The organism is Celeribacter litoreus (assembly GCF_020165855.1).
Classification (GTDB): Bacteria; Pseudomonadota; Alphaproteobacteria; order Rhodobacterales; family Rhodobacteraceae; genus Celeribacter; species Celeribacter litoreus.
Genome location: NZ_JAIUFY010000011.1, coordinates 1 through 14,542 on the forward strand (window position 1 = coordinate 1; position 14,542 = coordinate 14,542).

Genomic DNA, 14,542 nt, shown 5'->3' on the forward strand with positions numbered 1-14,542 from the left:
GCCCGGTAGCTCGTCAGGCTCATAACCTGAAGGTCGTAGGTTCAAATCCTACCCCCGCAACCAAAAATATTAGAAATCCCCGTCGGATTACTCCGAAGGGGATTTTTTGTTTTTAGCGTTTCTCTAGGCCCGATCTAGCGCGTTATTTTGAATGAATACCGCCGTCGATTGGGTGAGGCGCCGCCAGAAAATAAAGAAATGTTGTTATTGCGCCGTTTTATGTCAAGATAGGTCTATTGAGGAGGAGCTATATCTCGAACTGGATGGGGGGTCCGGTGGAGCATGTTTGGCTAAGGCATATGGGCAGATTTATTCTCGCCCTCGCGCCGCTCGCATTTTGTATCGTATTTATCCGTGAGCTGTTCCCGGTACTGGATTTCAGCGCAAATGTGTTGAGTATTCTCGGCGCGATTCTTATGATCCACGCTGGGGTCCTTTCGCTGGCGTTGCTGGTCATAGGAAGACAAGCGCCAAGAAACTCACATGTGATCTTTCTCTTCTTCCTTTTCCTTCTTATTTTGGCTGTTCCTTTTTCGTTCATGAAAGACGCCTTTGGGACACGCGATGTCGGTAGTTTGCTCATGACGATTAATGAGAACGAACTCGGAGACATGGTCTCTGTTGGTTTTGACGGCTTCCAGTCCTTAATTTTCGACCATCTGCTCCGCGTGTGTCTGCTGACCCTCGGAGCGTGGCTTTTGGTCCGATATATTTGGCATGGGGTGCCGACACTTGCTGTATGTTCAGCGTTGTTACTCTTGATGAGCCCGCTCCCTCAGTACTTTTTCCGCAGTATTTTCCCTGACCCTGCTCACGCTCTGATCAAAACCGATGATGTGGTCGAGGGTCCGATTATTCTCGAACATCCTGTGAAAAAGAAAAATTTGGTCATCGTGTATTTGGAGAGTGTCGAGCGAACCTATCGTGATTTGGATGCCACGGCTCAGGCGTTTCAAAGGCTTGCTGCGCTTGAAGACCGCGGGGTGTCCTTTCGAAACCTGGGACAGGCCTATGGTACGGGATTTACGGCCGGTGGATTGGTTGCGACGCAATGCGGCGTGCCGCTTTTGCCGCGTGGCGCGATTAGTGTCGCAAAGAAAATACATGACAAGACCGATATCATACCTGCGGCAACGGATTTCCTGAGCGAGCTAACCTGTCTCGGGGATGTTTTGAGTGCTGACGGGTATAATGCGAGCTACATCAATGGCTCGGATCTCGCCATATTTTCCAAGGGGGACTTTTTCCGGAGCCATGGCTATTCCCGCGTTATGGGGCTTACGTCCTATGATGGATGGGAAAGCGAGACGCGGAGAAATGTCTGGGGGATGGATGATGATCTATTGTTCGAGAGGGTCAGCCAGGAATTGGACTTTCTCGCGGAGCAGGGCGCACCCTTTCTGCTTTCGACCCTGACAATCGCGACACACGGCCCTGACGCATTTCTTGATCAAACCTGTCGGACAGTTCCGGAAGGGGAAAGCCGTATACCCGAAGCAATTGCTTGCACCGTGGCTCATGTCGAGGCCCTGTTGGCGAAGATTGACGATCTCGGGATACAGCAAGACACGCTCGTGCTCCTAACATCAGACCATCTCGCGTTTCACAACACGTTGGCGGATCAGCTCCGGCAGGCGGAAAACAGACGAAATTTCTCGGTTGTCCTCGGTGCGGGGCAAGGCGAAATTTTGCGCTCGGGAAGCATGTTCGACATCTACCCGACGCTACTCGAACTCTTGGGATATCGCATTGAAAACGGACGTGCCGCGCTCGGCCAGTCCCTACTGTCCGAGGATTTAACCTTTGCGGAGTCAGAGGGCCTAGACGTGCTGAACCGCGCGATCAAGAACAACAGCGAGCTACAGAGAACCATATGGTCCATGCGTTGAGAAGGGCCAGCCTGATGCGCGAAAGCCCCATATTGGGCACAAAATTCACGATTTAGGAACGAAAGTCGAAAAAAAGTGGATTGCAATCACGTAGCCGTTACTCTCAAGGTAAGATGTGAAATTGGAGTAAATGCCAGTGAACATAGTGGGGGCAAAGGGGGAGACCATGAAAAAATATCTTTTGGTCGTCGGGTTTCTCGGACTTGTGGCGTGTGAAGGTAGCCCGTTTGATGACGGAGCTGGCTCGGTGTTCGATTCCGCGAACAGAAGCTATTATCGTGATGACGAGTCGTTGATCGCAGCGAAAGTTCAGTTCAACGAGGGGAATTACGGTCGCTCCTATTCGTTTTTCGACAAGGCGCTGGATGTGACACCGAATGACCCAGAGGCCCTTTTGGGCTATGCGGCATCAGCGGATATGCTGGGCAGGTTTGATAAGGCCGATGACGCCTATCGCAAACTGCGCCCGATTATCGGAAACACCCTGCAATATCATAACAACTATGGATATTCGAACCTCTTGCGCGGCAACCTGACAGTTGCTCGCCAACACTTCCTTATTGCATATGAGATGGACCCGTCGAACGAATTCGCGGCCAATAATCTGGAGCTGTTGCGCAACTCGATCAATTATCCACGCAGGGCTCCCGGCGATCTAAACGGCATTTAAGAGACACGCGCGTGTGTCCGCTGTTGAGTTTCTCCAATATCTGTCTGCCTTCTCGATCATCGGGCTGCTGACCTATATTTGTATTCACGATTTCAGGCACCTGATCATTGAGAACTGGACAGTCGTCACCCTGTTTGGTCTCTATGTTATATGGGCAGGACTCGCCGGCTTTCCGTCCGTCTGGACAGATGTATTCATGGCGGCGCTGTTTTTTCTGCTGGCTTTTGTCATGTGGATATTCCGGGCCATGGGGGCGGGAGACGTAAAGCTCTACTTCGTTCTTGGGCTGCTGATGGGAATGGAATGGGCTGTGGTCTTTATCGCGTTGCTGCTCGTCTGTTCTGTTCTGTTTTGGGTCGGGCTCAGGTTGAGTGCTCGATACGAAAACAAGTCTAATTATGTTATTTCGCGGTTTCGCTTTTTCAGAGAAGAGGGCGTCTTGCCATATGGCGTCGTTTTGACCTTGTCTGCTGTTCCGGCCATCATAGGGCGGTTTTTCGGTTAATCTTGAGAAAATTTGCATTGTGAGAGAGGATTACTAAGGGAGACACAGGGGGGTGTGTGGCAATGGGACGCTTTTGGAAAGACAGACGTGGATTCGTTTTGGTGTTGTCTTTGTTGGCGCTGCCGATTTTCATCGGCTACGGTTTGATCATCATAGACATCGGGCGCGGCAACAATATCCACGCTGATTTGTCAGCTGCAGCGGATGCCGTTGCGTTGGCTGGTGCGGGAGAGCTCGATGGAGGTGTCGATGCTATCACCCGCGCTAAGACGGCCATGGGGGCACTAACCAATACGGTCAGTATGATTGGCAAGAGCGGTCCCGATATGGAGATCCGGCTCGTTTACGAAGATGAAGCGGGCAATGAGTTCACGGTGGTCTTTTTGGAAGACATACCGGTGCGGGACGAAGACCCGATCGATTTCGATTATGCGACCAGTGACCCGGCGAAGGCAAAGTTCGTGTGGGTTAAGGCCCAGTCAAAGGACCTCATCACGGCTTTCCTTAACCCGATCACGGGGCGCAGTGAGCGCGTGTCGATAAGTGCAGTGGCCGTCGCTCAGGCAAAATCAGCCACCTGTAATATCCCGCCGCTCTATATTTGCAACCCGTTCGAATATGACTCCACGGGGACTTATGTGGGCGACCAGTTGCAAACGAGTTTCGCCAATGGCGACCTGCATGGTCGGGTGGTCAAGCTTCACCCGAAGGGCTCTTCGACAGCAGCGCCCGGCAATTTCGGGTTCTTGTCGATTGACGGGAGTTCAAGCGCGGATGCCATTCGCGATTTCTTCGCGGGCGCAACCGTTCCAAAGTGTTTTGCATCGGACAATGTCCAGACAAAGCCGGGTGCAGCAAGCTCGATTTCTCAGGGTGTGAACACGCGTTTCGACATGTACGAAGGCCCATTCAGCAATTGGAACAATGATACCGGACAGTTTGTTATTGCTCCGGCTGAAAATGTCCGCAAAGGCATTAAACCCAAGGTGAACGGAGCCAATATCGATGATTGCGTGCGCCCGAACCCATCTACGGCGTCTCCGAACGGGACGCCGGGGGACGATCATATCAACGACTTGATCGCCGGGTGGGACGCGAATGGCACTGACGATTTGGTCTATGGTCTCCCGGACAACGATACGATGTCTGCGCCGGGGACATTGGTGTCAGGGGCCGCGATCGGCACAGGTGATTGGCCGATTGAGGAGTATCTCATAGAAAATTTCGATCTCGGAGTAGATGCTGCTGCTGAGGCTGATGCCGCTGCGGCCCTCAAAGCATCTATCCCGAATGCGTTTAGCGGCGCACCCACCACGCTTGGAGCGTCTCATGCGTCCCGTTACGAAGTATATCGTTGGGAGTTGGATGCTGGTGTCGTCGATGTTGCTGACCGCCACCCAGGCGACAGTGCGACGGGCGGGGATGAAAGCGAGAGCGGAGCACCCCTGTGCGGGCTTGAGGACAAGCCAAAGGCGATCAATCCGATCGCTGAACCCGATCGTCGATTGATGGTGGCTGCGATCATCGACTGTGGAGAGCAGGCTGCGGAGGGTGGCGGCACGAACACCTACGAGGTCAACAGCTATGCGAGCATCTTCTTGGTTCGTCCGATGACAGAAAGTGCACCGGGTGTGGATGCGACCATTGATGTCGAAATTGTCGATATCACTGGATACGGGGGGAACGGAACGCTGGATAATTTCATCCGCAAAGAGGCGATCCTTGTGCGGTGAGACGGCGAATCAATGAGTCGTAAACCGTTCCTGATATCTCGGATTCGGGGCATTAACAACTCGCAAACCCACGTCAGCTTCTGAATAAAACGTAAATATGTTGCAAAAATAGCAACATATTTACGTTTTTGAGGGTATTTGGGTTAGGTTTGGGGCGTAATGCGCGCGAAAGTAAGACAAAAATTTGACAGAGGAGTTTTGGAGGCTCATGGTTATCACATGGAGTTGATAAAACTCTTATTCGTGGGGGGAATCACGAACATCTAGACGCACGTACTTTAGGAGGCTCGCTTCAGGGCGTCTGAACCTGTGTCTGTTGTGTCGCTGATTGAAAAGTGGAGGAGACTAAATGTTCGACTTTATTACTAAACTTGTTGTGCGCCTTCGGACCGAAGAGGACGGTCTCGCGTTGACGGAATATCTCATCTTGCTCGGTCTGCTGACCGTCGTGGTGATCGGGGCCGTTATCGCATTTGGCGAAAGCCTCGGGATCGCGTGGCAAGGTTGGGCGGACTGGATCAAAGGGCTTGAGGACAACGCGCCGTCCGGATCGATCTGATGATCACAAAAAAGGCGTAGTTTGCTGCGATCCTTTTAAAAAACAAGCGCGCACCGTTTTGGCGGTGCGCGCACCCAACGGGAGAAAATTACGCGGCGAGTGGCTGTCGCGACAAAGTCAGTCAAAGCATTTCATTGATTTTGACTGGCGCCCTGAGGCGGGAGGAGAGAGATGCGGTTTACGACAGCGGTCAGCTTTCTTATTGCAGCGATTTTGGCGATCGGCGCCGTTTTTGGCGCACAAAGATGGCTGAGCTCGGAACGTTTGCAGATTCAATCTGATGTTCAGCGCGAGCTGGAAGAGCGGCGCGACGTTCAGGCCCCCATGGCGACAATTGTCGTCGCGGATAAGGCCATTTCTTTCGGGGAAAAGATTGAGCCGAATATTCTTCGCGAGATCGAATGGAGCAGTGATGTCTTTCCAGAAGGCGCATTTACGACAATTTCCGACGTCGTTGTCGGCAATGATGCCGACCAACAGCGTTTTGCGCTGACGCAGATCGCGTTTGGCGAACCGATACTCGCAACAAAGATCACAATCCCGGGGCAGCGTGCGAAACTTTCCGCAGCTTTGTCCCCAGGACTGAAAGCGGTTTCGATCCGCGTCAATGACGTGCTTGGCGTGGCTGGTTTTGTTTTGCCGGGCGACCGGGTGGACGTCATGATTACCCGCGGTCGGGGCGGGTCTACTTATGTCGACGTGTTACTGCAGGGCGTACGGGTTATCGCGATTGATCAGCTCGCAGACGACAGCCGTGACAAGCCGAGCGTCGTGCGCACGGTCACCTTTGAGGTGAGCACGGCAGAAGCTCAGAAACTCGTACTTGGTGCGAATGTTGGGACGTTGTCCCTTGCGCTACGCAATGCAGGTTCGGGTGATTTTGAACGCATCGAGCGCATTACGACTGCGGATCTCGATGATGATGATGTCGCTGATGATCTGATGGTCGCTGCTGCGAACGCGCAAACGACTGCGCAAACTGAGCGTTTGAACCGTCTGGAAGCACAGCTGGCTGCACTTGCTGAACAACGCGAGGAGCAGGAAGAAACTCTTCCAATTCAAGCAGAAGCTGCTCCGGTTTCGGTTTTGCTCCCATTCGAGACAAAGACGAGTGTCGGGGTCATTCGCAACGGATCCAGAAAAGAATACAAGGTTCTGAAAGTCGTTCCCATCGTGAGCGAAGGTGACAGAGCCACAAATGACGATATAGTCGAAGTAGTTGGGACTAGCGCGAACGCTGAAATCGAAGCAGAATAACATAAAGCGTTTCCGCTAGATGATAATTAGGAATGCAAGGGGCAAAAGGCAGTCAATGAAACAGAGCTTGTACGAGCAGATCTCAGGGTTGGGGCGAAAACTCCTACTCGCAGTATTTTTCGCGCTTCCGGCCACAACGCTGGTCGCAGAGACACAGACGATCACAATTGCGGACGGGACCTTCAGTACGATCGAACTCGCGTCCGGGCGCACTTTGAATGTGCAAACAGATAAGCCGTTTAAGGACATTCTGATCGGGAACACCGACATCCTCGATGTATTCCCGCTCACGGAAACCTCGCTTTATATTCAGAGTAAGCGTAACGGCGCGACGAACATCTCGTTGTATGACGAACAAAAGAGATTGTTGGAGGTCATCGACGTAAATGTTCGCGCCGACTATTCCGATCTCGCGATGTCGATCCGGCAGGCGGTTCCTTCTGCGCGCGTGAACGTGGCGAACGTGAACAATCGGATTCGGCTGTCGGGCGATGTGAAGAACGCTGTCGATGTAAATCGCATCTTGCAGATCGCCAGCCAATACTCTGAAGAGCCGGTCATCAACGCGATGCGTGTGCAAGATCAACAGCAGGTCGAATTGGACGTGCGCATCATTGAGGTTGCGCGCAATTCCGGACGGTCTCTTGGTGTCAATTTGACTGGCTACTACCCGGATGGTGCCGTCGATTCATCGGGCAACCCGATTGATGATGTGCGCTTCACGACTGGGGCGGCCTCTAGCCAGGTGCCCTTCGGCGTGGCGGTCGGCGAATTGCTTGAGGTCTCCGGGATGCAGGTGGATTTCCTGATTAACGCTCTTGAAGGCAATGGTCTCGCACGGCGTCTGGCAAACCCGAAGTTGGTGGCGACCAGCGGGGTCGAAGCGAATTTTGTTGTTGGCGGTGAAGTTCCGATCTCGGTCTTTAACTCGGACAGCGATGTCTACGAAACGACCTACCGTGAATTCGGTGTCCGTCTTAATTTCCTGCCCGAAGTCCTCGATGAGGAACTGATCCGTCTGCGGATCACACCCGAGGTCAGCGATATTGACGCCTCTATCGACGTGAACGGCCAACCTGGCTTCATCACGCGTCGTGCGGATACGACCGTATCGCTTAGAAGCGGCCAGAGCTTCGCGATTGCCGGTTTGCTTCAGGCCAATAACGAACGCAGCATCAACCAAGTTCCGTGGTTGGGAGAGGTCCCGATCCTTGGTGCGTTGTTTAAATCGACGGCTTTCCAGAAACGCGAAACGGATCTGGTGATCCTTGTGACTCCTCGGATCGTGCGGCCTGCGCGGCCTGGTGAACCTCTCGCCACGCCGCTCGACGGGACCCGCTCTTCGAATGACGTCGAATTGTTCCTGTTGGGAATGCTTGAAGTGGATAAGAAAACAATCCGTGGGTTCCGCGATGGTGTCGGTATCAACGGAGTTTATGGCCATATTATTGATCTGGAGTTTGAAGATGGCGTTATCGCTAAAAAATAAGCCGTTTCTGCTCGGGCTGGTGTTTGTGGCATCCCTATCCGGGTGTTCTACGCAATACGCGAACAATTGGGACCGTGTTTCGGCGCGCGCCGGGAACGCGATGGACGCAAACACGGCCATTATGGAAGTGGTTCCAAGCCACACAGACAACACATCAACAAATGTCGGTGGGTAACCACCGCATTTAGGGGGCTTGTGGATTACGAGTAAGATGGAGACGCGTGACACCGACTAGAGGTTAGGGAGATTTTTTAGGGGGGCTTAAGACATGTGGAGGAGGGTGCGACACGGCTTTTGGCGGAATGACGATGGTGCCATTCTGGTTGAAACGCTTGTTGCAATGCCGGTTCTTGCACTGCTTACATTTGGCATTCTCGAATTCGGCAATTTGATGTGGCAGCGTCAGCAACTTCAGAGCGGAGTGCGAGACGCTGCGCGTTACTGGTCAAAATGCCGTCACACGGTGAGCCCCACTGCATTTGACAACTGCGATGCAACGACAGCGCGGAACATAGCCTTCCACGGGCGCCCGGATGGCTCCGGAGCGTTGCGCGTGCCTGGCTGGGATGAGCCGTCGGAGTTGACGCTTTGGCCAGCGGAGGCTGGTCTGAACCCCACACCTGGACTTCAGGATTATGTTCAGGTCGAGGGGCGTTTCGAATATCAGGGATCGCCGTTTTTCCAAGCCGTCTTTTGCCCGCGGCGTGAGGATGTATGCGTGCCGATCGAGATCGGATACTGGGCAACGATGCGATACTACGGATGGTAAGCGTACGTGTGCAACTAAGGCGGTTCTGGCAAGACCGCCGGGGGATCTCCCTCGTGGAAGCCCTTCTGGCGATGCCTATTGTGCTGATCGTGCTGGCTGCGATGTTCGAGTTTGGCGCGCTTATGTTCCAGTGGAATATGACCGTCAAAGCGACTCAAATTGGCGCTCGTATGGCTGCCGTGTCGACACCGCTTGTGGGGGAGGCAGAGTACGACGCGGCGATGCAAGCCGATTTCGGCACGCTTATCGAGGGTGAGCCGGTTCCTGCGGCGAAACCTTCAATCTCCTGCGGGGCAGGCTTTTCTGCGTGTAAGCCACCAGCTGCCATGACGCGGTTATTGACTGGCGGAGATGGTATCTGTGGAGAGGTTTCGGATAGCTCCGTCATTGGAATGTGCGACGTCGCCCCGTTTTTGGGGGCCGAAAATGTTCGCATCACATATCAAAGGTCGGGCCTTGGCTATGTCGGACGCCCGTATGGCCAGATTTCGACCGTTACAGTTGAAGCCGTTGATCTGACATTCGACTTTTTCCTGCTCGACAGTCTGATCCCGGCCTTGGGAAATATTCCTATTCCCGCGCATCCGGCGGCAATAACCAGTGAAGATTTAAACGACTGTAAAGACAGTTGCTGAGGTGGAAGGTTGGCTATGCAAGAAGGATCAAAAGTTAAGATTCTGATGTTCAATGGCGATGGTTTGGACCCTGGAGATGTATTGGTTCCACTCAAAAGCCGCTCCTCGAGCAAGGTTGAGATGGCGCGGTCCGAGGCGCTGCCGAAGGCACTTTCTCATTCGAATTTCGATCTATTTCTGATGCATGCGGAGAGTTTGGCGGAAGAAGAGATTCAGGTTTTGACCACAGTCAGGGCGATGAAACCCGATCTTCCGGTGCTCATTGTGTCGACCGAACTCTCTGCCGATCAGACACGACTTTTGCTGAAGCACAATGTGCAGGACTGGCTTGCGAAACCCGTGTCGGCCGAGTCCCTCGACAGCGCAATTCTCGGCGCATTCCGTGTGAAACGTATCCAAGACAATAGCGTTCATGCGGTGCTATCTGTCGTGGGTGGTGCTGGCGCGACAACGGTTGCCGTTAGCCTTGCTGACCTGCTTGTTTCTGAAAACAAGAAAAGCTCAAATATCGCCCTATTCGATCTCGATTTTTCGACGGGTAATTGCTCCTACACACTCGATATGGTCAATGAGTTCAATCTCGGATCGGTGATCGACGCCCCACAGCGCGTTGATGACGAGTTTATCCGGCTTGTTCAGCAAAAGCACCGCCGTGGGTTCTATCTGTATTCTTTCAAAAGACCCGGACTAAATACCGAAATCAACAGCTACGAACTTGTGCTGAGAATGTTGGATGCGGTGTTGCTGGAGCACACACACACCATTCTCGACATTCCCTATTACGACACAGAGTGGCGCGACGATGTGTTGTCCGCGGTGAACACCTGCACACTGGTGACTGAGCTCAATCTTCCTGCGCTCAAACATACGCTTGATATGATCAAATATGTGCGTGAGCTGCGGGGTGAGACGTTCCCGCTTAGTGTGATCATCAACAAGAAGAGTGGGCAACTCTTCGGCGGCCGCATTAGTAAAAAACGGTTGCAATCCCTGCTCGGGGAGGTGCCGTACTACTTTTTGCCGGAAGAAAACGACATCCTTGGTGAAGCGCTTGACCGAGGCATCCTGCCAGTCGAGATCCGGGCGCGTAACGGGTTTTCGCGGAAACTGTCGAAAATCTTTTCACAGCTGCAAATGGCTCCCAAGGTGATGTCATGAGTATGCTGCGCTCTGATCGTCGAACTTTTGTTCTCGCAACGGTTGCCAGCGTTTTCGCTCCGTCCGTTTCCTGGGCTCAGGACGTGAAGAGCGTCCCTCGCGATCATGGCCCCCAGACAATGGAAATTGTGAATTACCCGAATGAGTACGCGCCCGGGACGATCGTGATTTCCAATGCGGATCAAACCCTTCATCGACTTTTGGGAGGGAACAAGGCCGAGCGCTACAAGATCTCTGTCGGGAGGGATGGATTCCTCTGGACTGGCACGACCGTAGTGGGGCGAAAGGCGACCTGGCCAGGGTGGACCCCACCGGGCGCGATGCGCCAACGCGATCCATCTTTGCCGGAATACGTGCCTCCGGGGCCGTATAACCCGCTCGGTGCGCGGGCACTCTATCTGTTCTCGGGAGGGCGGGACACGCTGTACCGGATTCATGGGACGAACAACGCAGGAACTATTGGGAATTACGAGACATCCGGGTGTTTTCGAATGACGAATGCCGATGTGATGAGCCTGTATAACAAGGTTCCTCCGGGTACGAAGGTCGTTGTGAAATAGGGGGAGAAACATGTTAGGCCGCTTCTACACAAAAAAGAATATTGAGACGCCGGAGAGCGAAGCGCCATCGGCCAACCTGCAAGATGTGCCGTCCATCGAAGCAAATGCCGCAAGGGCGCAATCCGATCAGATTGAGCAGCGGGACTTTGTGAATGAGCGTGTCGAACTGCACCGTTTCCTCATAGACAAAATCAACCTCTCGATCCTCGACACGATGGAAGAGGACGAACTACACGATGAATTACGCCCACTGGTACGCGACTATGCGAAGTCGCACAGTTTTCCCCTCAGCGGAAGTGAGCTTGATGCGCTGATCAGCGACATTGCCGACGAGATGCTCGGCCTAGGGCCGCTTGAGCCGCTTTTGGACGATGACAGCATTGCCGATATTCTTGTCGTCGGCTCCGGTAGCGTCTTTATCGAGAGAGGAGGCGTTCTTGAGAAAACGAATGTTCGCTTCAAGGACGAAGATCACCTCATGCGCATCATCAACAAAGTGGTCGCCTCCGTTGGGCGCCGTGTCGATGAAAGCTCTCCGCTCGTTGATGCGCGATTGCAAGATGGTTCCCGTGTTAACGTAGCGATCAGGCCGGTCGCCGTGGATGGGCCGCAGGTCTCGATCAGGAAGTTCTCCAAGCGCCCCTATTCTCTCGAAAAGCTCGTCAGTAACCATGCCCTGTCACAAGGTATGGCCGATCTTCTGGCCGCCTGTGCAGAGGCCAAGATTTCGATGATCATTTCGGGAGGGACAGGGTCGGGTAAAACAACAATGCTGAATGCGTTGTCTTCCTACATTCCGTTCCAAGAGCGCCTTGTCACGATCGAGGACGCAGCGGAGCTTCAGCTTCAGCAGCCGCATGTTGTCCGACTGGAAACGCGCCCACCCACTGTCGATGGGCGGCATGAGATCATGCAGCGCGATCTCGTCAAAAACGCTCTGCGTATGCGTCCTGACCGGATCATTGTGGGTGAGGTACGTGGGGGCGAAGCCTTTGACATGCTTCAGGCGATGAACACCGGTCACGAGGGATCGATGTCTACCGTGCACGCGAACAGTCCGCGTGACGGGATCAGCCGGATCGAGCAAATGGTCGGTATGGCTGGCATGCCGATGTCGCAAACGGCAATCCGCTCGCAGATATCATCGGCGGTTCAACTGATCGTCCAGCTGTCGCGTTTGCGCGATGGTACGCGGCGCGTGACATCTATTTCCGAGATCACCGGTATGGAGGGCGATATCATCCAGCTTCAGGAAATCGCTAAGTTCAAACGTCTCGGTGTAAGTGAGGATGGCACGATTCAGGGCGAGTTCCGTCCTACGGGCATTCGTCCGACTTTTTATGAAGAGTTGGAGACGATGGGACTTAGCCTTTCGCAAGATATTTTTGATCCATCGAAGGCGACACCGTCATGAACGACAGACTGATCTTTCTCTATGGTTTGATATTTATCGCGTCACTTCTGCTGATCGAAACCATGCTGCGCATTTTGTTGCGCCGCCTCATGTCCCAGAAGGAAGTCGCCAACCGACTGGAAGCTGTCAAGCAGCGTATGGAAGGCCCCGATGCGTTCAAGGAGCTACTCAAGCGCCGCGGGATGGGGGACGGGACAGATTTGAGCTCTTTTTCCGCGGTCCATCGGAAATTCATCGGTCAAACTGGCCTCGAAATTTCCAATGTCCGGCAAATCTTCTATCTGGTCCTTTTCGCGCTTTTGGGTCTCTTTACTTCGGCCCTGTTCTTGGGGCTAAGGGGAATTCCCCAGATCATCTTCTCACTGGTTTTCGCCGTGGCGCTGGGGGCGCTCATTCTGTGGGTGAAGCGGGCGCGTCGTATCCGCCTCTTCACGAAGCAACTTCCAGAGGCAATTGATGTGATTGTGCGCAGCCTGAACTCAGGACATCCATTGAATTCGGCTATCGCCCTGGTCGCGAGAGAAATGCCGGACCCGATCGGGTCTGAGTTTGGCATCCTCCATGATCAGATGACCTATGGTGCGGATCTCGAAATGGGTATGATGGCGCTCTATGATCGCGTGGGCGCGCCGGAGATCCAGCTGTTGACTGTGACCGTGAGCGTGCAGCGCGGGACTGGCGGGAACCTTTCGGAAATTCTGGAAAACCTATCCAGCATGATCCGCGCCCGATTGATGATTAAACGGAAGATTCTCGCCATTTCGGCAGAGGGGCGTATCACCGCCTGGATCATGCTCGGTTTCCCGTTCGGTCTTTACTATATGATCTTGGCCTTGGTGCCCGAGTATTTTGATCCTGTTTGGGAATCCGGCTACGGCGCGCTCGTCGTCACGGGGTGTCTGACCATGATCTTTTTCGGGATGATCATAATACGCCGTTTGGTGAACTTTGATTTCTGAGCGAGTTGGGAGGTCGACATGCTAACTGAAACGACAGTCCTCATTCTGATTTTCGTGGCCGTCTTGCTCAGCGTCTTCGTGATCGCGGATCGTCTTCTCGGGCGCCGCGACGTGGCCAAGCGCATCGAGCGCGCGAGCGAGCAAAAACATGATCGCGAAGACCTGATCGACAAAAACCTCGGCTCAGGCAATGAGAGCATTCGCTACTATCTTGATGTCGTGAAAAACGAACCGGCCAATTCATTGCGGATGCGACTTGTGCAGGCCGGGTATTTTTCACCCAAGGCTTTGCGCATTTTCAACCTCATCCGTCTCCTCGTGAGCCTAGGTGTGATTGCCGTCTCCTATATCGCTTTTTCTGTGACGCTTGTCGGGGCTGGCTCTTTCGCTCACTTGGTGATCTCTCTCGCGCTCGGCGGCATGTTCTTTGTGCTCTGTTCCTATGTGCTCGAACGAAAAGCCAAGAAGCGTCAGCGCGAGTTCGGGAAACTTTTCCCTGATTTTATGGATTTGCTTCTTGTTTGTGTCGATGCAGGGCTCGGGATCGACTCTGCGCTGGATCGTGTGACGCGCGAATTCCTAGTCACCACGCCGGACTTCGGGGTGCAGTTGTCGATTGTGAATCTGGAGACACGTGCCGGACGTCCCCTCGATCAAGCCCTGATGAATTTTGCGAAACGTATCAATGTGGAAGAGGCCCGCACGCTCGCTGTTTTGTTCAAGCAGTCTCAGGAACTCGGCGCATCGATCAGTCATACGCTGCGGGTGTTTAGTTCGGAAATGAGAGAGCAACGATTGATCCGGGCAGAGGAAAAGGCCAACGCGCTCCCGGTCAAAATGCTCATGCCGATGGCGCTTTTCATGTTCCCGGTCAATCTCGTGATCGTGCTTGTGCCGATCTTGATGACAATCATGAAAATGATGGTTGGCTTGGCGCCGCGATGA

Annotated in this window: 14 protein-coding genes; all 14 read left to right on the forward strand. The window is 53.6% G+C overall.

Features of this window, described 5'->3' with window-relative positions; all coding sequences use genetic code 11:
- Positions 1-299: 299 nt before the first annotated feature.
- Positions 300-1,889, forward strand: a complete 1,590-nt coding sequence (locus LA304_RS10475; RefSeq protein ID WP_224503102.1) for a sulfatase-like hydrolase/transferase — start codon at positions 300-302, stop codon at positions 1,887-1,889.
- A gap of 166 nt (positions 1,890-2,055) precedes the next feature.
- Entirely contained in the window at positions 2,056-2,559 is a 504-nt protein-coding gene (locus LA304_RS10480; protein ID WP_224503103.1) for a tetratricopeptide repeat protein, read from the forward strand.
- A 13-nt stretch (positions 2,560-2,572) separates the two neighbouring features.
- Positions 2,573-3,064, forward strand: a complete 492-nt coding sequence (locus tag LA304_RS10485; RefSeq protein ID WP_224503104.1) for a prepilin peptidase — start codon at positions 2,573-2,575, stop codon at positions 3,062-3,064.
- A gap of 62 nt (positions 3,065-3,126) precedes the next feature.
- Positions 3,127-4,797, forward strand: coding sequence for a TadE/TadG family type IV pilus assembly protein (locus LA304_RS10490; RefSeq protein ID WP_224503105.1), 1,671 nt, complete (start codon positions 3,127-3,129; stop codon positions 4,795-4,797).
- 349 nt (positions 4,798-5,146) lie between these two features.
- Positions 5,147-5,356 (forward strand): Flp family type IVb pilin, encoded by a 210-nt coding sequence (locus tag LA304_RS10495; RefSeq protein ID WP_224503106.1) that lies wholly within the window; start codon positions 5,147-5,149, stop codon positions 5,354-5,356.
- Between the two features lie 171 nt (positions 5,357-5,527).
- Positions 5,528-6,613, forward strand: a complete 1,086-nt coding sequence (gene cpaB, locus LA304_RS10500; protein WP_224503107.1) for a Flp pilus assembly protein CpaB — start codon at positions 5,528-5,530, stop codon at positions 6,611-6,613.
- A gap of 55 nt (positions 6,614-6,668) precedes the next feature.
- Positions 6,669-8,102: a type II and III secretion system protein family protein gene (locus LA304_RS10505; protein ID WP_224503108.1), complete on the forward strand. Its 1,434-nt coding sequence runs from the start codon at positions 6,669-6,671 to the stop codon at positions 8,100-8,102.
- Positions 8,103-8,382: 280 nt separating this feature from the next.
- Positions 8,383-8,871 carry a TadE/TadG family type IV pilus assembly protein gene (locus LA304_RS10510; protein WP_224503109.1) on the forward strand — a complete coding sequence of 163 codons (489 nt, stop codon included), beginning with the start codon at positions 8,383-8,385 and terminating at the stop codon, positions 8,869-8,871.
- 53 nt (positions 8,872-8,924) lie between these two features.
- Positions 8,925-9,506: a TadE family protein gene (locus LA304_RS10515; RefSeq protein WP_318010690.1), complete on the forward strand. Its 582-nt coding sequence runs from the start codon at positions 8,925-8,927 to the stop codon at positions 9,504-9,506.
- 15 nt (positions 9,507-9,521) lie between these two features.
- Positions 9,522-10,664, forward strand: a complete 1,143-nt coding sequence (locus LA304_RS10520; RefSeq protein WP_224503111.1) for a hypothetical protein — start codon at positions 9,522-9,524, stop codon at positions 10,662-10,664.
- On the forward strand, positions 10,661-11,224 hold the full coding sequence (locus tag LA304_RS10525) for a L,D-transpeptidase (RefSeq protein WP_224503112.1): 564 nt from the start codon (positions 10,661-10,663) through the stop codon (positions 11,222-11,224). The genes LA304_RS10520 and LA304_RS10525 overlap by 4 nt, the downstream gene beginning before the upstream one ends.
- A gap of 10 nt (positions 11,225-11,234) precedes the next feature.
- Complete coding sequence (locus LA304_RS10530) at positions 11,235-12,638, forward strand: CpaF family protein (RefSeq protein ID WP_224503113.1); 1,404 nt, start codon at positions 11,235-11,237, stop codon at positions 12,636-12,638.
- Positions 12,635-13,597, forward strand: a complete 963-nt coding sequence (locus LA304_RS10535; protein WP_224503114.1) for a type II secretion system F family protein — start codon at positions 12,635-12,637, stop codon at positions 13,595-13,597. Before LA304_RS10530 ends, LA304_RS10535 begins: the two co-directional genes overlap by 4 nt.
- Positions 13,598-13,615: 18 nt before the next feature.
- The gene (locus tag LA304_RS10540) at positions 13,616-14,542 is read left to right on the forward strand and encodes a type II secretion system F family protein (RefSeq protein ID WP_224503115.1); all 927 of its coding nucleotides are present in this window, start codon (positions 13,616-13,618) and stop codon (positions 14,540-14,542) included.